The organism is Massilia agilis, from assembly GCF_024756255.1.
In the GTDB taxonomy this organism is placed as follows: Bacteria; Pseudomonadota; Gammaproteobacteria; order Burkholderiales; family Burkholderiaceae_D; genus Telluria; species Telluria agilis.
Genome location: NZ_JANUHB010000002.1, coordinates 769,705 through 788,481 on the forward strand (window position 1 = coordinate 769,705; position 18,777 = coordinate 788,481).

At 66.7% G+C, this 18,777-nt stretch carries 16 protein-coding genes and 1 other RNA gene; 6 read left to right on the forward strand and 11 right to left on the reverse strand.

What is annotated here, in order from left to right:
* Positions 1-3 precede the first annotated feature (3 nt).
* The 3 genes from NX774_RS10500 to ubiD all read right to left on the reverse strand — a co-directional run bounded on the left by NX774_RS10500 (position 4) and on the right by ubiD (position 2,870).
* Complete coding sequence (locus NX774_RS10500) at positions 4-972, reverse strand: sulfurtransferase (RefSeq protein ID WP_258822118.1); 969 nt, start codon at positions 970-972, stop codon at positions 4-6.
* Between the two features lie 114 nt (positions 973-1,086).
* An RNA gene (gene ffs, locus NX774_RS10505) (signal recognition particle sRNA small type) lies at positions 1,087-1,185 on the reverse strand.
* Between the two features lie 200 nt (positions 1,186-1,385).
* Positions 1,386-2,870, reverse strand: coding sequence for a 4-hydroxy-3-polyprenylbenzoate decarboxylase (gene ubiD / locus NX774_RS10510; protein ID WP_258822119.1), 1,485 nt, complete (start codon positions 2,868-2,870; stop codon positions 1,386-1,388).
* Positions 2,871-3,342: 472 nt separating this feature from the next.
* On the opposite strand from ubiD, the gene NX774_RS10515 reads away from it, so the two are divergent.
* The 4 genes from NX774_RS10515 to NX774_RS10530 all read left to right on the forward strand — a co-directional run bounded on the left by NX774_RS10515 (position 3,343) and on the right by NX774_RS10530 (position 5,475).
* Positions 3,343-4,227 carry a transglycosylase SLT domain-containing protein gene (locus tag NX774_RS10515; RefSeq protein ID WP_258822120.1) on the forward strand — a complete coding sequence of 295 codons (885 nt, stop codon included), beginning with the start codon at positions 3,343-3,345 and terminating at the stop codon, positions 4,225-4,227.
* A 102-nt stretch (positions 4,228-4,329) separates the two neighbouring features.
* Entirely contained in the window at positions 4,330-4,833 is a 504-nt protein-coding gene (locus tag NX774_RS10520) for a helix-turn-helix transcriptional regulator (protein ID WP_258822121.1), read from the forward strand.
* Positions 4,833-5,237 (forward strand): VOC family protein, encoded by a 405-nt coding sequence (locus NX774_RS10525; RefSeq protein ID WP_258822122.1) that lies wholly within the window; start codon positions 4,833-4,835, stop codon positions 5,235-5,237. The genes NX774_RS10520 and NX774_RS10525 overlap by 1 nt, the downstream gene beginning before the upstream one ends.
* Positions 5,238-5,280: 43 nt before the next feature.
* Positions 5,281-5,475 carry a hypothetical protein gene (locus NX774_RS10530; protein WP_258822123.1) on the forward strand — a complete coding sequence of 65 codons (195 nt, stop codon included), beginning with the start codon at positions 5,281-5,283 and terminating at the stop codon, positions 5,473-5,475.
* Positions 5,476-5,554: 79 nt separating this feature from the next.
* Here NX774_RS10530 and nusB read toward each other — a convergent pair whose 3' ends face one another.
* From nusB to ribBA, 3 genes are read right to left on the reverse strand one after another with little or no spacing between them, the layout of a single operon-like run.
* Positions 5,555-6,025 carry a transcription antitermination factor NusB gene (gene nusB, locus NX774_RS10535; protein ID WP_258822124.1) on the reverse strand — a complete coding sequence of 157 codons (471 nt, stop codon included), beginning with the start codon at positions 6,023-6,025 and terminating at the stop codon, positions 5,555-5,557.
* A gap of 18 nt (positions 6,026-6,043) precedes the next feature.
* Entirely contained in the window at positions 6,044-6,523 is a 480-nt protein-coding gene (gene ribH, locus NX774_RS10540) for a 6,7-dimethyl-8-ribityllumazine synthase (RefSeq protein ID WP_258822125.1), read from the reverse strand.
* A gap of 46 nt (positions 6,524-6,569) precedes the next feature.
* Positions 6,570-7,685 carry a bifunctional 3,4-dihydroxy-2-butanone-4-phosphate synthase/GTP cyclohydrolase II gene (gene ribBA, locus NX774_RS10545; protein ID WP_258822126.1) on the reverse strand — a complete coding sequence of 372 codons (1,116 nt, stop codon included), beginning with the start codon at positions 7,683-7,685 and terminating at the stop codon, positions 6,570-6,572.
* A 342-nt stretch (positions 7,686-8,027) separates the two neighbouring features.
* On the opposite strand from ribBA, the gene NX774_RS10550 reads away from it, so the two are divergent.
* Together NX774_RS10550 and NX774_RS10555 are read left to right on the forward strand one after the other, a co-directional pair.
* Positions 8,028-10,709, forward strand: a complete 2,682-nt coding sequence (locus NX774_RS10550; RefSeq protein WP_258822127.1) for a two-component system response regulator — start codon at positions 8,028-8,030, stop codon at positions 10,707-10,709.
* A 53-nt stretch (positions 10,710-10,762) separates the two neighbouring features.
* The gene (locus tag NX774_RS10555; protein ID WP_258822128.1) at positions 10,763-13,624 is read left to right on the forward strand and encodes a M16 family metallopeptidase; all 2,862 of its coding nucleotides are present in this window, start codon (positions 10,763-10,765) and stop codon (positions 13,622-13,624) included.
* 255 nt (positions 13,625-13,879) lie between these two features.
* Here the strand turns inward: NX774_RS10555 and NX774_RS10560 are convergent, their stop codons facing one another.
* The 5 genes from NX774_RS10560 to NX774_RS10580 form a co-directional block, all read right to left on the reverse strand.
* Positions 13,880-15,844 (reverse strand): S9 family peptidase, encoded by a 1,965-nt coding sequence (locus NX774_RS10560; protein WP_258822129.1) that lies wholly within the window; start codon positions 15,842-15,844, stop codon positions 13,880-13,882.
* A gap of 155 nt (positions 15,845-15,999) precedes the next feature.
* Positions 16,000-16,629, reverse strand: coding sequence for a riboflavin synthase (locus NX774_RS10565; RefSeq protein WP_258822130.1), 630 nt, complete (start codon positions 16,627-16,629; stop codon positions 16,000-16,002).
* Between the two features lie 6 nt (positions 16,630-16,635).
* On the reverse strand, positions 16,636-17,712 hold the full coding sequence (ribD, locus tag NX774_RS10570; RefSeq protein ID WP_307731244.1) for a bifunctional diaminohydroxyphosphoribosylaminopyrimidine deaminase/5-amino-6-(5-phosphoribosylamino)uracil reductase RibD: 1,077 nt from the start codon (positions 17,710-17,712) through the stop codon (positions 16,636-16,638).
* 54 nt (positions 17,713-17,766) lie between these two features.
* Positions 17,767-18,342 (reverse strand): GspH/FimT family pseudopilin, encoded by a 576-nt coding sequence (locus NX774_RS10575; protein WP_258822132.1) that lies wholly within the window; start codon positions 18,340-18,342, stop codon positions 17,767-17,769.
* Entirely contained in the window at positions 18,339-18,773 is a 435-nt protein-coding gene (locus NX774_RS10580) for a type IV pilin protein (RefSeq protein ID WP_258822133.1), read from the reverse strand. Before NX774_RS10580 ends, NX774_RS10575 begins: the two co-directional genes overlap by 4 nt.
* Between the last annotated feature and the right edge of the window lie 4 nt (positions 18,774-18,777).

Below are 18,777 nucleotides of genomic sequence, written 5' to 3' on the forward strand. Positions count from 1 at the left end.
CCCTTACTTCTTGAGCGAACGCTTGGCGTCCTGCATCAGGGCGGTCATGCGCGACGGTTCGTTTTGCATCGGCAGTTTGGTCTTGCTCCACTCCACCACCGACTGCGGGTACAGCTTCACGCGCTTGTTGCCTGCGATCTCGGACAGCACGAACCAGTCAGTGGCGGCCCAGTGACCGGTATTGCAGAACGAGACGGCGTCCTTGTCCGCAAGGCCTGCCTGGCGCACGGCCTGCTGCAGCTCGTCGGCGCTCTTGAGCGTCTTGTCGTCGGCATTGAAGAAGGTCGCGTTATCGAGCGAGCGTGCGCCTGGCAAGGTGCCGTAGCGGGCCGCAGCGTCAACCCGCTGCTCGCCCTTGAAGAAGGCGGCCGGGCGGGCGTCCACCAGAACGGGCGCCTTGCCTGCCTGGACCTCGGCGGCCAGCTCCTGCGTTTCGGCGATCATCGCCTTGTTGTAGTGATAGGTGAACGCGGTCGGGGCGACCTTGGGCGCCGCGGTGTCGAGCGCCCCGCCGGCGGCCTTCCAGCCGAGCGTGCCGCCGTCGAGGACCGACAGGCGGGTCAGTCCGCCCACTTTCAGGGTCCAGTAGACGCGGGCGGCGGCGCCAAAGTCGGTGTGGTCATTGCCGGCATGGGCCACGATCACGCGCGTGTCGGCGGTAATGCCGGCCTGGCGCAGCAGTTCGGTCAGCTTGGTCTCGGCCGGCAGTGCGCCGGCGTTGTCCGCCGGGCCGCGGTAGGCGGCATAGGGCGTGTTGACGGCGCCGGGAATGTGGCCGGCGGCATAGTCCTTCGGTGCGCGGATGTCGAGCACCCGCACGTCGGCTTGCTCGAGCAGCGGTTTGAGCTCGGCGGGCTTGACGACCGGGTTGTTGGCGGCCGGCGCGGCAGGCGCCGCGAACGCTGCGATGGGAACGGAAATGGCAATGGTGGCCGCCAGCACCGCCGGCAGCAGGCGTGAGTTATTTAGCATCGGAAACGTCGAAGTGGTGCCCGGTCAGGGGCAAATGTGAACTACGGGACGAAACGATGATACTGCAATTTGCAACCGCTCGCTGAGGACGGTCGAAAACGGAAGGAAGGGGAAAGAGGCGAGCCTGATCTGCGGCACTTGCGGTGAACGGCTTTGGCTGCTTCGTTCCCGACCTGACCAGGTAAACCATGCCGCAATGCGCAGGGGCCCGCCAGGTGCAATTATAACCGAGCGACGCCGGTTATGGGAAATCGGGCCTTCCCGGTGCCAGGGTCAGGTGAGCTCCGCCTCTTTAGCCAGCTCAGCATGGGTCCCCGCCTGCGCGGGGACGACGATCTGATGCGCTGACATCATGCCCCGTCGTCCCCGCGCAGGCGGGGACCCATGGACCGCTGGCGCAGCCGAGTATTGGCTCAAATACCCAGCTGCTGCCAGATCTCGTCCACCCGCTGCTTCACCTCGGGCGCCATCACGATCGGCGTGCCCCACTCGCGGTTGGTCTCGCCAGGCCACTTGTTGGTGGCATCGATGCCCATCTTCGAGCCCAGCCCGCTCACCGGCGAGGCAAAGTCGAGGTAGTCGATCGGCGTGTTGTCCACCATGACCGTGTCGCGGGTCGGATCGACGCGGGTGGTGATGGCCCAAATCACCTCTTTCCAGTCGCGCACGTTCACGTCCTCGTCCACCACCACGATGAACTTGGTATACATGAACTGGCGCAGGAAGCTCCACACCCCGAACATCACGCGCTTGGCGTGGCCGGCGTACTGCTTCTTCATCTGCACCACCGCCATGCGGTAGCTGCAGCCTTCCGGCGGCAAATAGAAGTCGGTGATCTCGGGGAACTGCTTTTGCAGCAGCGGGATGAACACCTCGTTCAGCGCCACGCCCAGCACCGCCGGCTCGTCGGGCGGCTTGCCTGTATAAGTAGAGTGGTAGATCGGGTCGCGCCGCATCGTGATGCGGTCGATCGTGAAGACCGGGAACCAGTCCTGCTCGTTGTAATAGCCGGTGTGGTCGCCGTACGGTCCCTCGAGCGCGTGCTCGAAGCCGCTCGGGTGGCCGGCGTCCGGGTAGATATGCCCTTCCAGCACGATCTCGGCGGACGCGGGCACGCGCAGCTCGCTGCCGATGGCCTTGGCCAGCACCGTGCGCTGGCCGCGCAGCAGGCCCGCGAACTGGTATTCGGACAGCGTGTCCGGCACCGGCGTCACCGCGCCCAGGATCGTGGCCGGGTCGGCGCCCAGCGCCACCGCCACCGGATACGGTTTGCCCGGGTTGGCGATGCAGTGCTCGCGGAAGTCGAGCGCGCCGCCGCGGTGCGCGAGCCAGCGCATGATCACCTTGTTCGGTCCCAGCACCTGCTGGCGGTAGATGCCCAGGTTCTGGCGCTTCTTGTTCGGCCCCTTGGTGATGACCAGCCCCCATGTAATCAGCGGCGCCACGTCGCCCGGCCAGCAATGCTGGATCGGCAGGCGGCCAAGGTCCACGTCCTGCCCTTCCCACACGATCTCCTGGCAGGCCGGCGCGCGCACCTCCTTGGGCGACATGTCCCACACCGCTTTCACCAGCGAGCCCATGTCCATCACGTCTTTGAAACCGCGCGGCGGCTCCGGCTCCTTCAGGCGCGCCAGCACATGGCCGATCTTGCGCAGCTCGCCCACATCGTCCGCACCCATGCCCAGCGCCACCCGGCGCGGCGTGCCGAACAGGTTGGCCAGCACCGGCATGGCATAGCCGGCCGGCTGCTCGAACAGCAGGGCCGGCCCGCCCGCGCGCAGGGTGCGATCGCAGACCTCGGTCATCTCGAGTTTGGGCGAGACCGGCACCTGAACCCGCTTTAATTCTCCGTTTTGTTGCAGTTGGGAAATGAAATCCCGCAGATCGGCGTACTTCATCAAATTTTCGTTTTTTTTTGGTATGTATCGGGTTGATCAAATAGCTACGCCAAGTGATTGATTTCTCAGCAGTTTGCTGCGTTGCAGCGAAGAAAGTAAGACTTAAAAGTAATAAAGCGCTTGCGTGCTAGGGTTGACGCGATATATGCGAGCTCATACAATCTGCCCAACTTGATGAGGCAGGTAGCGGTGCACCCGCGATTTTAGCCCGTCTCAAGCATTCACGGGGTGGGGGCCCCACATGACATTTTAAGGAGTGTTTTTCCCGAGGCGTCTGCCTCACTCCCCCCACTATGTTGTTTGGCACACTGGAGCGCACCCGCCGGGCAGGCCCCAGCTGATAGCTACGCAATAACGGCGTTTTCGACCGCAGCAGCGGCGAACAACGATTTTCTGATGCACGGCAAAGTGACCAACGTAGCGCCCAAGGCGCCACGCCAGGAAGCTTTTTGCCGCGACAAAGGGGAATACGATGATCAATCGTTTCATCGGACAGGGCGCAAGGCTCTTCCAAAACGCGGCCAGCCAGCCGATCACCGTTGGTTCGGTGTTCAAGGCCGCACGCGGTCTGCTGACCACCGCACAACATACGCTGACCGTTTTCGGTCTTTCCGCAGTGGCCGTGTTGGCCGTGCTGTACACCCGTCCGGACCTCGCCAAGCGCGTGTCCGAACTGCTTTACCCGCAACCGGCCGTCGTCCAGGCACCGGTGCACCCGCTGGCCGCCATGGTCGATCCGCACCACAACGAGGCGGTCGAGGCGCCAGCTGCCGACGAAAAGCCGGCAGTACACAGCAAGCAGCAGCAATTCGTCACCAGCTGGCTGTCGCGCCGCTACCGCGTGGCAGGCGATGCGGCCAACATGCTGGTCGCGACCACCTACCAGACCGCGCACGAGATCAAGATCGATCCGCTGCTGGTGCTGGCGGTGATGGCAATCGAATCGGGCCTGAACCCGTTCGCTGAAAGCCCGATGGGCGCCAAAGGCCTGATGCAGGTGATGGCCAAGGTCCACAACGACAAGTTCGAGGAAGTGGGCGGCGCCCAGGCGGCGCTCAACCCGGTGGCCAACATCCGTGTCGGCGCGCAGATCCTCAAGGACTACGTGAACCGCACCGGTTCGGTGGAAGCGGCGCTCAAGACCTACGTGGGCGCGGGTGCGGCCGACAGCGATTCGGGCTACGGCAACAAGGTGCTGGCCGAGTACAAGCGCCTCAAGCAGGTCGCCACCGGCAAGAACGTGCCGATCAGCTTCCCGGCGCAGCCGACCGCGGTGGCCGAGAAGGCAGCGCCGCGCAAGCAGCCAGCCACGCCGGTCGAGCAACCGGCGGCGCAGGAGACGCTGGCCGGGCTGTAATCACGGCGCGCCAGGGCAGCCAAGGGCTGGGTTCGGTCAGGACCCGGCCCTTTTTCAATTGGACTTGCCCGCTGGCGCCCTCATTCGTGCAATATTTGCACCATGCGCTCTTCCACTGACAACAAGAAGTCCGGCGACCGGGACTTGAGGCTGTTGCGCCGCCTGCTGCGCGCGAAGGACCGCATGGACGCGGCGTCGCACGAAGACTGGCCGGTGTCGCGGCTGGCGGGCGTGAGCGGCGTGTCCGAAGCATACTTCGCGCGCGCGTTCCGCGACGCGTTCGGCCTGCCGCCGCACCGCTATCTGCTGGCGCGGCGGGTCGAGCGCGCGAAAGCGCTGTTACGCGACACCGACCTGCCCATCATCGACATCGCCTTGCAGACCGGCTGGAACAGCCTGGGCACGTTTGGCCGGACTTTCCGCGACGTGACCGGCGAAAGTCCGGGCGCACTCAGGCGGCAAATGCGGCAGGCTCCCGGCGACCTCGGGCAGGTTCCCCATTGCTTCGTCAGCGCGGCCCATCGGCCTCATCTCACAATGGCAGTTTCGGAGAAGCGCCGGCGAACGAAAGGCGATACGCTGGACCCATCAAATGGAGGAACATAATGAAAAATGGTATCCAGGTTGCCGGCATCTACGTCCATGACCAGGACGAGGCGCTCCAGTTCTATGTCGAACGACTCGGTTTTCGCGTGCACACGGATGCGCGGAACGGGGATTATCGCTGGCTGACCGTCCAGCACCCCGAGCAGCCCGGCTTCCAGCTGGGCCTGTTCCGGCCGCAAGCGCCGATGGTCGATGACAGGACCGCGCAAGCCCTGAACGAGGCTGTCGCCAAGGGCGCCATGCCGCCGCTGGTGCTCATGGTCGAAGATTGCCGGGCTGCTTATGAATTGATGCGCGAACGCGGCGTCGAATTCACGCAAGCGCCGGTCGAACGCTACGGATCGGTCGATGCCAGCTTTCGCGACCCCTCGGGCAATGGCTGGAAACTCGTCCAGGCACGTTGAACCTGGCATCCGCCCTCGATACTCGTTCAGGAGGTACTGCATCGTGCGAAGCTGGATTCGTCAAACCCACCGCTGGCTGGGCATGCTGCTCACGCTCACCATTCTGGTGAACTTTGCCTGCATGGCATTTGGGCCGCCACCGGCAGCGGTCACCTATGCCCCGCTTGTGCCGTTGGCGCTGCTTGTGTTCAGCGGGCTGTATATGTTCTTCCTGCCATATTTCAGCAAGGCGGGTTGAGCCGGCTCCACTACAAGCAGCGATAAAAAAAGACCGCCGCGGCGAACCGGGGCGGTCTTCTTATATAGAGGGCGTCGAATCAGCGACGTCCGTCCGCCGCCACCTCGTCCGGGCGCAGCTTGCCGGCCAGGCGGTCCAGCACGCCGTTGACGTACTTGTGCCCTTCCGACCCGCCGAACGACTTGGTCAGCTCGACCGCCTCGTTGATCACGACCCGGTACGGGATCTCGATCTTGTTCTTCAGCTCCCATGCGCCCAGCAGCAGCACGGCGTGCTCGATCGGCGACAGCTCGGCCAGCGGGCGGTCCAGGGTGGGCGCCAGCACTTCGCGCAGCTCCACCGACTGGGCGATTGCGCCGTTCAGCAGTTCGGTGAAGTACTCGCCGTCGGCCTTGTCGAAGCCGTGCGCGCTGCGGATATTGTTGACCACGGTGGACGCCGGCTCGTTATTGAGCAGCCATTGGTACAGCCCCTGCAACGCGAACTCGCGCGCGCGGTGGCGCGGCGTGCGGTTCTTGTTGGGGTTGGCGTGAATGCTTTTCTCAGTCATCTTCTCTGAACCTCTAAATCAGTCTTCCTCGACCTGCAGCTCTTCGAGCGCGATCAGGAGGTTGGCCATCTCGACCGCGACCTTGGCCGCGTCGGTGCCCTTCTCCGCCATGCGCGCCTCGGCCTGCTCGTCGTTCTCGGTGGTCAGCACCGCGTTGGCGATCGGCATGCCGTAGTCCAGGCCGATGCGGGTGATGCCCGCGCCCGACTCGTTGGACACCAGCTCGAAGTGGTAGGTCTCGCCGCGGATCACGGCGCCCAGCGCGATCAGCGCGTCGAACTGCTGGGTCTGGGCCATCTGCTGCAGCGCCAGCGGGATTTCGAGCGCGCCCGGCACGGTCACGTGCAGGATGTCTTCGTCCGCCACGCCCAGGCGCTTGAGTTCGGCCAGGCACGAGGACAGCAGGCCATGCCCGACGTCGGCATTGAAACGCGCCTGCACGATACCGATGCGCAGGCCCGCGCCGTCAAAATTGCTTTCATAAGTTCCTACCGTCATGGCTGCCCTCTTCTTTTTAAAATATAAATAGTATGCGTTAATCGTTTCACGCCGCGTTCGGCAGCGGCAGGTAGCCGGTCACCTCGAGGTCGAAGCCGGTCATCGACGGCATCTTGCGCGGGTTGGCCAGCAGCTTCATCTTGCGCACGCCCAGGTCGCGCAGGATCTGGGCGCCGATGCCGTAGGTGCGCAGGTCCATCGTCGCGGCGCGGCCGACCGGGCGCACGCCCTTCGAGTCGAGCGTGGTGAACTGGGCGAACAGCTGCTCGGCCGTTTCGCCGCAGTTGAGCAGCACCAGCACGCCGCTCTCGGCGGCCTGCACCGCCTGCATCGCCGCCGACAGGTTCCACGAGTGGGTGGTGGCGCGGGTTTCCAGCACATCCAGGATCGACACCGGCTGGTGCACCCGCACCAGCGACTCGCGCTCGCCCGACACCTCGCCGTGCACCAGCGCCAGGTGCGCCGCGCCGCTCGGCGTGTCGCGGAACGCCACCAGGCGGAAGTCGCCGTAGGCGGTGGACAGCGTGCGCTCGGCCAGGCGCTCGACCAGGCACTCGTGCTGGCTGCGGTAGTGGATCAGGTCGGCGATGGTGCCGATCTTCAGGTTGTGCTCTTTGGCGAACTCGATCAGGTCCGGCAGGCGCGCCATGGTGCCGTCTTCCTTGATGATCTCGCAGATCACCGATGCCGGGGTCAGGCCGGCCATCTCGGTCAGGTCGCAGCCGGCCTCGGTGTGCCCGGCGCGCATCAGCACGCCGCCCTTCTGGGCCTTGAGCGGGAAGATGTGGCCCGGCTGGACCACGTCGTCGGGGCGGGCGTTCTTGGCCACTGCGGCCTGCACGGTGCGCGCGCGGTCGGCCGCCGAGATGCCGGTGGTGACGCCCTCGGCCGCCTCGATCGAGACCGTGAAATTGGTGCCGAACGAGGTGCCGTTCTTGGCCGTCATCATCGGCAGGGCGAGCTGTTCGCAGCGCTCTTCGGTCAGGGTCAGGCACACCAGGCCGCGCGCGTGGCGGATCATGAAATTGATCGCCTCGGGGGTGACGAAGTCGGCCGCCAGCACCAGGTCGCCCTCGTTTTCGCGGTCTTCTTCATCGACGAGAATGACCATGCGGCCTGCGCGCAATTCGGCAACGATTTCCTGGGTGGTGGAGATAGACATACTGGATTCCTGATCAAAGCCCAACTGGCGAAATACGCTATTTTAAAGGATTTGCCGCCTCCCGGCCCGGCCATTGGGCGGTCGCAGCCGGCACATTGCCGCGCCGGTCCCGGCCATCCCTGTCACGTTGTCATTCCACAACATCAATACGCCCATTCGACCGTCAACTGTTAATCGTTTCGATGTAACATTCGACAATGCGGGAGAGCCCAGGCTGCCTGCAAGCTATGATTGAACTGGACACGCGCCCGCCACGCTGCCGGCGGCGCAAGAAGGAGGCAAGATGCGCTCACCACGTATCGCCATCGTGGGGCCGGCAGCGCCCGACGAAAGGAAAGGCTGATGGCCACCGTCCTCGTGGTCGACGACCGCCCCGGCAATCGCGAGTACCTTGTGGCCCTGCTGGGCTTTGCCGGCCACCGCACCCTGCAGGCGGCCGACGGCGCCCAGGCGCTGGCCTGCGTGCGGGCGCAGCGTCCCGACCTGGTCATCACCGACATCCTGATGCCCGGCATGGACGGCCACGCCTTCGTGCAGCGCCTGCGCGCCGACCCGCTGGTCGCCGGCACCCGGGTCATCTTCTACTCCGCCGTGTACACCGAAGAGGAAACGGCGCAGATTGCCAGCAGCTGCGGGGTGACGACCGTGCTGTCCAAGCCGGCCGAGCCGCAGGCGATCTTCGACGCGATTGACGCCGAGCTGGGGCTGGGCGACGCCGCGAGCGAGCCAGCGCTGGCCGCGCCGCCGGCCCGCCACGATCCGGTCCAGCCGCAGCATCCGCTCGAGCAGCGCCTGGCCGCGCTGGAGGCCTTGTGCCTGCGCATGGCACGCGAACGGCGGGCAGAGACGCTGGCAGAGACCTTCGTCGATGCGCTGGCCACGCTGCTGGACGCCGACGAACTGGCCCTGTGCCTGCTGGACGCGGACGGCACGCAGGTGCGCCACCTGCATGCGCACGGCATTGCGGCCGAGCTGCTGCAGGACGTTGCGGCCGACCCCGGCCGCTTGCCCGGCGCACTGGCACACGCCGACACCCCGTTGCGTGAACCGGGCGGCGTGGCCGTGCTGCCGCCAGGGCGCGTGCACCGCGGCCCCTTCCTCGGCCTGCCGGTGCACGACGCGCGCCGCCGCCACGGCTGGGTGTATGCCACCCGCCGCGCCGGGGCCGCCCCCTTTTGCGAAGAAGACGAGATCATTGCGGTGATGGTCGCCGCGCACCTGGCGGTGGCCTATGACAACCTGAACCTGTACCAGCTGGTGCAGGGCCAGGTTTTGCAACTCCAGCGCGAGGCGGACGCGCGCGAGCGCGCCGACGCCGCGCTGCGCGAGAGCGAACACCGGCTGGTGCTGGCGCGCCAGGTATTCGACAGCACGGCCGAGAGCATCATGATGACCACCGCCGACGCCAGCATCGTCGCCGCCAATCCGGCCTTCGAGCGCATCACCGGCTACAGCGAGGCCGAAGTCCTCGGCCACAACCCGCGCCTCTTGCGCTCCGGCCGGCACGACCACGAGTTCTACCGCGAGATGTGGCAGGCGCTGTCAGAACAGGGCCAATGGCGCGGCGAGATCTGGAACCGCCGCAAGAACGGCGAGATCTACCCCGAGCTGATCAGCATCAGCGCCGTGCGCGGCGCCTCCGGCAGCATCAACGCCTACGTCTCCGTATCCTCCGACCTGTCGGCGCTGAAGGCGGCGCACCACCAGGTCGACTACCTGGCCAACCACGACACGCTGACCGGCCTGGCCAACCGCGCGCTGCTGTTCGAGCGCATGGAACCGGCGCTGGCCAGCGCGCGCCGCGACGGCGGGCAGCTGGCGCTGATGATGTTCAACCTCGACCGCCTGCAGCGCATCAACGACAGCCTGGGCCAGGCCGCCGGCGACGTGGCGCTGCGCGAAGTGGGCCGCCGCACCGCCGCGCTGGCCGGCGAGGACAACATCGCGGCGCGCCTGGGCAGCGACGATTTCGTGCTGATGCTGGCGCGCTGCGCCGGCACCGAGGATGCGATAACGTGCGCGCGCAAGCTGCTGGACACGATCGCGCGGCCGATCCGGGTGGACAACCACGACGTGGTGCTCACCGCCAGCATCGGCATCGGCATGTACCCTCGCGACGGCGAAACCGCGGGCGACCTGCTCAAGGCCGCGGACGCGGCGCTCACCAACATGAAGGCCTCGGGCAGCAACGATTTCCGCTTCTTCCAGCGCGACATGAACGCGCAGGCACTGCAGCTGCTGGCGCTCGAATCGCGCCTGCGCTGTGCGCTCGAACGCGGCGAACTGGCGCTGCACTACCAGCCGGTGGTCTCCAGCGAACAGGGCCACATCGTCGGCATGGAGGCGCTGCTGCGCTGGCACAGTCCCGAGCTCGGCCTGGTGCCACCGTGCGACTTCATCCCGCTGGCCGAAGAGACCGGCCTGATCGTCCCGGTCGGGAACTGGGTGATCCGCGAAGCCTGCCGCCAGAACAAGGCCTGGCAGGACGCCGGGCTGGCGCCGGTGCGGGTTGCGGTCAACGTGTCGGCCCACCAGGTCCGCTCGGGCAAGCTGCCGTCCGTGGTGCGAGCGGCGCTGGCCGAGACCGGCCTTGCGCCCTCCTGGCTCGAAGTGGAGCTGACCGAGACCGTGATGATGGGCGACAGCGGCGCGGCCGAGGCACAGCTGGCCGAGCTGCGCGCCATCGGCGTGACGGTGGCGCTGGACGACTTCGGCACCGGCTACTCGTCGCTCGGCTACCTGTCGCGCTTCTCGCTGGACAAGCTGAAGATCGACCAGTCGTTCGTGCGCGACATCACCGGCTGCGCGCGCAGCGCCGCGATCGCGCAGGCCACGGTGGCACTGGCGCGCGGCCTGTCGCTGGCGGTGGTGGCCGAAGGGGTCGAGACCGGCGCGCAGCGCGATTACCTGCGCGCGATCGGCTGCCACGCGCTGCAGGGCTACCTGTACAGCCGCCCGGTGCCGCCCGAACAGATGGCGCAGCTACTGAGACAGGCCAAGCTGCCGCACAACGGTGCGGGCTGACTGCTGAGCCGGGGGTAGAATCGGTATCCAGACCGATACCGAAGAATCGCCCGATGACCAACAACTTCATTCCCCGCGCCTGCCTGGCCACCCTGCTCTGCGCCGTGGCGCTTGGCGTGGGCGCTGCCCCGGACCCCGACGCGCCGATCCCGGTCGGCCCCCAGGTCAAGGTGGGCAAGCTCGCCAACGGCCTGACCTACTACATCATGCGCAACGCGCGGCCCGAGCACAAGCTCGAGCTGCGCCTCGTGGTCAAGGCCGGCTCGGTGCTGGAGGATGACGACCAGCAGGGCCTGGCCCACTTCACCGAGCACATGGCCTTCAACGGCACCACGCACTTCAAGCGCAACCAGCTGTTCTCCTACCTCGAATCGATCGGGGTCAAGAACGGCGCCGACCTGAATGCCTACACCTCGTTCGACGAGACGGTGTACATGCTGCCCATTCCCACCGACCGCAAGGAGAACGTGGACAAGGGCTTCCAGGTGCTGGAGGACTGGGCCCATGGCCTGACCTTCGACGAGGCGGACATCGACAAGGAGCGCGGCATCATCCTGGAAGAGCTGCGCCTGCACAAGGGCGCGGGCGACCGCATCGGCAAAGTGACGATGCCCCGCATCTTCAACGGCTCGCGCTACGCCGAGCGGCTCCCGATCGGCAAGGAAGAGACGCTGCGCACCTTCAAGCCGGACGCGCTGCGCCGCTTTTACCGCGACTGGTACCGCCCCAACCTGATGGCGGTGGTGGTGGTCGGCGACATCGAGCCGCTGGAAGCCGAGCGCCTGGTCAAGGCGCATTTCGCCGGCCTGGCCAACCCGCCCAAGGAGCGGCCGCGCCAGTACGCGACCGTTCCGCAGCGGCAGGCGACCGAGGCGCTGGTGGTCACCGACAAGGAAGCCGGCGGCAACTCGCTGCTGATCCGCTACCCGGTGCAGCCGGTGCGCGACCGCGAAACCTGGCGCGGCTACCGCGAAACGCTGGTGCGCAGCCTGTTCGAGGGCATGCTGGGCCAGCGCCTGCGCGAACTGTCGCAGCTGCCGGAGCCCCCGTTCATGGCGGGCGGCAGCGGCGTCTCCAAGCTCACCCCGCGCTACGAATCGTACATCGTGCGCGCCGCGCTCGGCCCGCGCGGCGCCACGCCCGCCATCGACGCGCTGGTGCAGGAAAACGAGCGCGCCCGCAAATACGGTTTCGCCAAAGGCGAGCTGGAACGGGTGAAGAAAAACCTGCTGCGCAACTTCGACCAGGCCTACCTGGAGCGCGACAAGACCGATTCGGCGACCTACGTGGCCGAATACACGCGCAACTTCCTCGAGGGCGAGTCGCTGCCCGGCATCGAGGCCGAGTACAAGATGATGCACGAGCTTATCCCCGGCATCACGCTCGCCGACGTCAATGCCTACGCGCGCCGCACCATCCCCGCCAACTCGGCCAAGCTGGTGATCTACACGGGAGTGGAGCGGGCCGGCGAAAAGGCGCCGCTGGGGCAGGAGCTGCTGGCCGCGGTGGCCGCGGCCGAGAAGGTGCAGGTCAAGGCCCACGACGAAAAGGAGGTCGCGGCAAGGCTGATGGACAAGCCGCCGCAGCCCGGCAGCATCGTGGCCGAAAGCCAGGACAAGGTGCTGGGCCTGACCACCCTGCTGCTGTCGAACGGGGTGAAGGTCGTGCTCAAGCCGACCGACTTCAACAACGACCAGGTCCTGATGAGCGCAACGCGTTTCGGCGGCCAGGGGCTGTTCGACGACAAGGACGTGCTCAACGCGCGCTTTGCCAACGCGATCGTCGAAAGCATGGGCATCAAGGACCTGGCGCCGCTGGACGTGAACAAGGTCCTGGCCGGCAAGGCCGCGACGCTACGCACCAGCCTGGGCACCTACACCGACAACCTGGCCGGCGCGGCCGGCGCATCCGACATCGACACCCTGCTGCAGATGGTGTGGCTGCGCTTTGACGGCGTGCGCCGCGACGAGCAGCTGTACAAATCCTTCATCGGCAAGCAGGTCGAGTTGGCGCGCAACCGGATGGGCCAGCCATCGGCCCTGTTCGGCGACACGGTGCAGGCGACCCTGTATGGCGACCACCCGCGCGCGCCGCGTGCGCTGCGTCCCGAGGAGTACGCGCAGATCAGCCTGGACCGCAGCATCGCAATCTACCGCCAGCGCTTTTCGAGCGCCAAGGACATGACCTTCTTCCTGGTCGGCAGCTTCGACCTCGAGCAGATCAAGCCGCTGGTGGCCACCTACCTGGCCAGCCTGCCCACGCCGGACCTGCCGGTCGCGTGGCGCGACCATGGCCTGCGCCCGGTCAGCGGCGTGATCAAGCGCGAGGTGCACAGCGGCGCGGAAGACCGCAGCACGGTCTCGCTCCACTTCACCGGCCCGGCCGATTTTTCCGCCGGCGAGGAACTGCGCCTGGCGGCGCTGATGGAGGTGATGAACCTGCGCGTGTTCGACGTGCTGCGCCAGCAGCTTGGCCTGATCTACGGCGGCGGCATGCAGGGCTCGATGACGCCGATCCCCTACGGCCACTACTCGATCACCGCGACCCTGCCGACGGGACCGCAGAACGTGGACAAGGTGCTGGCTGCGACCTTTGCCGAAATCGAGAAGATCAAGCGCGACGGCCCTGACCCGGCCGATCTGGAGAAGGTGAAGCTGAACTGGACGCAGGGCTACCGCAAGTCGCTGCGAGAGAACAGCTTCTGGCTGGCGATGTTGCAGACCTCGCTGACCGAAGGGACCGACCCGCATGAGGTGCTGGCACTGGAAAACCGCGTCGCGACCCTGAGCGTGGCGGACGTGAAGGCGGCGGCGCAGCGCTACTTCAACACGAAGAACTATGTGCAGGTGGTGCTGTATCCGGAGAAGGATGTGAGCAAAGTGGCGGCGGCCACGCCGGCGGCCAAGGTGAATTGATCAAGTTCGTAGGGTGGGCACTCGTGCCCACGCGGGCATACGCGGCGCGCGGCGAACCGCGTGGGCACAAGTGCCCACCCTACGGTTGGCTGAGCTATCTGGCAACGCAACGTCTTGGCCACCAACCCACGAACGTCATCCCGGCGAAGGCCGGGATCCATAGACCGCTCGCATGTGCAACTACGACAGCGCAGCCAGCGAGGTGACTCGGCATGGGTCCCGGCCTTCGCCGGGACGACGGGTTCGTTGTAGCGATTACTTCAGGTAGTGGTCAAACCACGCCAGCGTACGCTCGCGCTGGTCCTTCTGGTGCTCCGGCTTGCGGATCGCGTGGCCCTCGCCCTCGTAGATCACCAGCTTGGTCGGCACGTTCATCGCGCGCATGCCGTTCCAGAATTCGATCGACTGCGCCGCCGGGCACTCGACGTCGCGCTCGCCCACGTAGATCAGGGTCGGCGTGGTCGCGTTCTTGATCGACTCGATCGGCGAGGCGGCGCGGTACACCGCCGGATCGTCATACGCCGAGGCGCCGAAGAACGGGATCATCCAGGTGTTGATGCCGTTCTGGCCGTAGTAGCTGATCCAGTTGGCGATGCCGGCGCCGGCCACAGCCGCCTTGAAGCGGTGGCTGTGGGTCACGCCCCACATCGTCATGAAGCCGCCGTACGAGTGGCCCATCAGGCCCAGGCGCTCGCCGTCGATCGGCGCAGCCTTGATCGCCGCATCGACGCCGGCAAGGATGTCGCGCCAGTCGCCGCCGCCGAAGTCGCGCTTGTTGGCGCCGCTGAACTTGGTGCCCTGCCCGTAGCTGCCGCGCGGGTTGGGCATGAAGACGAAGTAGCCACGCTGGGCCAGGTCGCGCACCAGGTTGCTGCGGCCGCCTTCAGTGATGAAGCGCGGGGTAACCGCGGCAGCCGGGCCGCCGTGCACCTGCACGATCATCGGATACTTCTTGCCGGCTTCCACCTGGCGCGGGCCGACCAGCCAGCCCTGCACGTTGTAGCCTTCGTTGGTCCAGCTCACGCTCTGCGCCCTCACCTGCGGCGCAAAGTCGTCATTGTCGTGCGTGATCGTGGCCAGCTGCGGCAGGCGGCCGGCGACGATGTGCTGCGCGTGCTCGTAATCCTCCTGCACCGCTGCAGCCACCGCGCCGTCGGCGCTGAAGACGAAGTGGCCGTCACGCGAGGCGGACGACGAAACCGGACCTGACCACAGCGTGCGCGCGCTGCGCTTGGCCGGGTCGATCGCCACCACGGCCGAATCGCTGCCCGCCAGTACCGACGCCAGCACGGTCTTGCCGCGCCAGGCGATGCCGTTGAACGAGCCTGCGTAGCCCGGCGTCACGTCAACCGGTTCGCCGCCCGCCAGCGCGACGGTGTACACGTCGCCGCCGACCGAGCCGAAGTCGCTCATCAGCCCGCCGATGAAGGCGACCGTGCTGCCATCCGGCGAGACGTGCGGCATGTTCATCTGCATTTTGGGAGCGGCGATGATGCGCAGCTTGCCGCTGGCCGCATCGACGTGGCCGAGGGTCGCAACCCACCAGTTGGCGTCGCCATTGCCCTTGGCGCTGGTGACCACAAAGCCTTTGCCGTCCGGGGTCCAGTCGTATTCATAGACGAAGGTGTCGGCCGGAGAGACCAGTTTGATCTGGCCGCCGGTAGCCGGCACCAGCGCCACGCGCTGCTCATCCTCGTCCTGCGACAGGCCGAGCTCACCGACCTGCGGCACGCCTGCCTCGACAGCGCCGGTCAGCTTTTTCGCGCCGACCGTGGCCAGCAGCGCGACCTGCTTGCCGTCCGGCGACCAGCGCGCCGTGCTGGCCACGCCCTTGATCGTGGTGAGCGCGGTGAGCTTGCCGTCGCGCGCGACGAACACGGTGGCGGTGCCGGCCTTGGCGTCGGTGCCGATGAAGGCCAGCGACTTCTGGTCCGGCGACCAGGACGGGAAATCGATCTTGCAGCCGGGGCAGGCGGTGGTGTCGTCGTAGCGCCCGACCACCTTGCCGGTGGCGGCGTCGCGGATCACGATGAACGGCTGATTGCGTTTGCCGTTGCCCTCTTCCGATCCGCCTTCGACCACGGCGATCCGTGTGCCGTCCGCGTTCATCGCCAGCGATGCGTAGCTGTGCATCGCTGCGCCGGCGGCATGCGCCGCGCCCGCGCCAGCCAGCAGCGCGGCCAGCAGCACGCCGTGCGCCATCCCTTTCGTCTCTCTCATCTCTCGTCCTGTTCTTGAAGGAAGTCTGTCTTTACGGACTTTTCCCGTCCGCTACAAAATATGCATGGGGAAGTCTACGCGAAATGCACTGCGCACGGGTATTGACAGGACTCCCGCGCCAAGGCGGCGCGGGAATGGGGCAGACGGCCGGAAGATCAGGCGCGCGAGGCGGACAGCATGCGCTCGACGTAGCGCGCGATCAGGTCGATTTCGAGGTTCACCTTGGCGCCGGCGCGCAGGTGCTTGAGCGTGGTCACTTCGATGGTGTGCGGGATCAGGTTGATCGAGAAGCGGCACACCTTGGCTCCGCCCTCCTCCACGTCCTCGACCCGGTTGACGGTCAGCGACACGCCGTTGACGACCACCGAGCCCTTGTACGCCAGGAACCTGGCCAGTTCCTGCGGCGCGTCGATCACGAGCTCGCGGCTTTCGCCGACCGGCTCGAAGCTGTGGACCTTGCCCAGGCCATCGACGTGGCCCGACACCAGGTGACCGCCCAGGCGTTCGGCCAGCGTCAGCGCCTTTTCGAGATTGACTTCGCCGGGTGCGTCCAGCCCCACCGTGCGGTTCAGGCTTTCGCGCGAGACGTCCACGGCAAAGCCATTGGCGCTCTTGTCGACCACGGTCATGCAGGCGCCGTTGATGGCGATCGAGTCGCCGAGCGCAACGTCGGCCAGCGGCAGCCCGCCGGCGTCGATCTCAAGATGCACCCCGGCTTCGAGCCCGCCGGCAAGCGGCGTGATCTTGGTGATGGTGCCCACGGCAGCGACGATTCCAGTAAACATACAGCTTCATTCCTCCGGTTTGATGGTTCTTGCCAGGATGCGCACATCGGCGCCGACCTGTTTGAGTTCGTGAAAGCGCAGCGCGCGCTTGTCGGCCAGGCGTGCCAAAGGCGGCAGCGCGAACATCGGCTGCCCCGGCCCGATCAGGCTGGGAGCGAGGTACACCAGCAGTTCGTCCACGCAGCCTACGCGCACCAGCGATGCATTGAGCTTGGCGCCGGCTTCGACGTGCAGCTCGTTGATCTCGCGCCGGCCCAGTTCCAGCATCAGCGCGGGCAGGTCCACCTTGCCGGACGCGTTGGGCAGATTGACCACGTCGTGCCCGGCCGCGCGCAGTGCCGCTTCCTTGTCGCCGTTCGGCTGCGCCGCCACGATCCAGCATGGCTCGCCCTGCAGGATGCGCGCGTCCAGCGCAATTTCAAGCTTGCTGTCGACGATGACGCGGCGCGGCTGCCGCGGCGTGTCGATGCCGCGCACCGTCAACTGCGGGTCGTCCGCCTTGACGGTGCCAATGCCGGTCAGGATCGCGCAGGCGCGCGCGCGCCAGGCGTGTCCGTCCGCCCGTGCCTCGGGGCCGGTGATCCACTGGCTTTCGCCGCTGGCCAGCGCCGTGGCGCCGTCCAGGCTCGCCGCGGTCTTCAGGCGCACCCACGGGCGGCCGTGGCGCATGCGGGTGAAAAAGCCGATATTGAGCTCGTACGCCTGCTCGGCCAGCACACCCGACTCGACGGCGATGCCGGCCGCCTTCAGTTGTTCCAGCCCGCGCCCCGCGACCAGCGGGTTGGGATCGACCATCGCTGCCACCACGCGGCCCAGCCCTGCCTGCACCAGCGCGCCTGAACACGGCGGCGTGCGGCCGTGGTGGCTGCACGGCTCCAGCGTGACATAGGCGGTAGCGCCGCGCACATCGTTGCCGCGCGCCGCGGCGTCGCGCAATGCCTGGATTTCGGCGTGCGCCTGCCCGGCCGGCTGGGTGTGCCCCGCGCCGATCACCACGCCGTCGCGCACGATCACACAGCCGATGCGCGGGTTCGGCGTGGTGATGAACATGCCCTTGGCCGCCCATTCGAGGGCCAGGGCCATGCCGTCGGTGTCATTCAGTATCTGCACGGTTTTCTTCAAGTGTGGTGGAAAGCGCTATGGCGGCACGTCTGGCCCGTCGCAATCGCTGTCGCGCGACGGATCGCACAAGCGCACCCGGCCAAGCATGTTGATTTTAATACGCCGCACGAGCGGGCCGTCGAACAGCGACACCGTCCCCATGCGTGCGGCAGCGCTGTTGGTGTCGCTGCAGCTGCGTCCGGCGCCATTGTAGGCGATGTAATACGGCGGTGCAGCGGCCGTGAACGTGAAGGCTGTCGCGATCGGCCGCGGCAACGGGCCGTGCACGGCAAGTATCTCGTCGCCGGCACCGGGCACATGGTCACCGTCCCGGTCCACGAACACGGTCCAGCCAAGCGACCAGTCGTTGCCCGGCTGGCCATTGGCGAGCATCTCCACCCGTTCGTTGCGCGCCATCGCCTGCGCCCGGGTCATGCCGATCGCATCGAACAGCTCGCCGGCGGCAAGGCGGATCTGCTGGGCACGCACCAGCGCGGCCAGGCTGGGGGCGCCGACCGCAAACACGATCACGGCCATGGCCAGCACGGCCAGCAGCTCTAGCAGCGAAAAGCCACGCGCCCCCGCAGCGTCGACGTGCCGCCTGCTTTTCATGGCCAGCACCTGTCCAGCGTGCCGCTCGAGGTTTGCCTGCCTGCGCTGTCGAGCGTAAGCGTTTCGCACTCCGGGTCGCGAAAGCGGCCGTCCACCCGGTCTGTGCCGGGGCGCGCCCGCAGCACGATGCAGGCAGCGAGCGTGCTGTTCGGGCAGGGATAGGCGTCGATCTCGTAGGCACTCGCCGCCGCCGTGCTGCCGGACCACCATCGGAACGGGCCCCCACTGCCATCCAGTGCCGAGAACGCCTTGTAGCGACGGTGCAGGGTGAAGTGATGCTCTTCCTGCTGCATGGCCTCGACCAGCACGAGCTGCGCTTCGATCCGCCGCGTCTTGCGGATGTACCCGGCGTAAGTCGGGTAAGCCATCGCACCCAGCACGGCAAGAATCACGAGCACGATCATCACCTCGACCAGGGTAAATCCTCTCATCGGT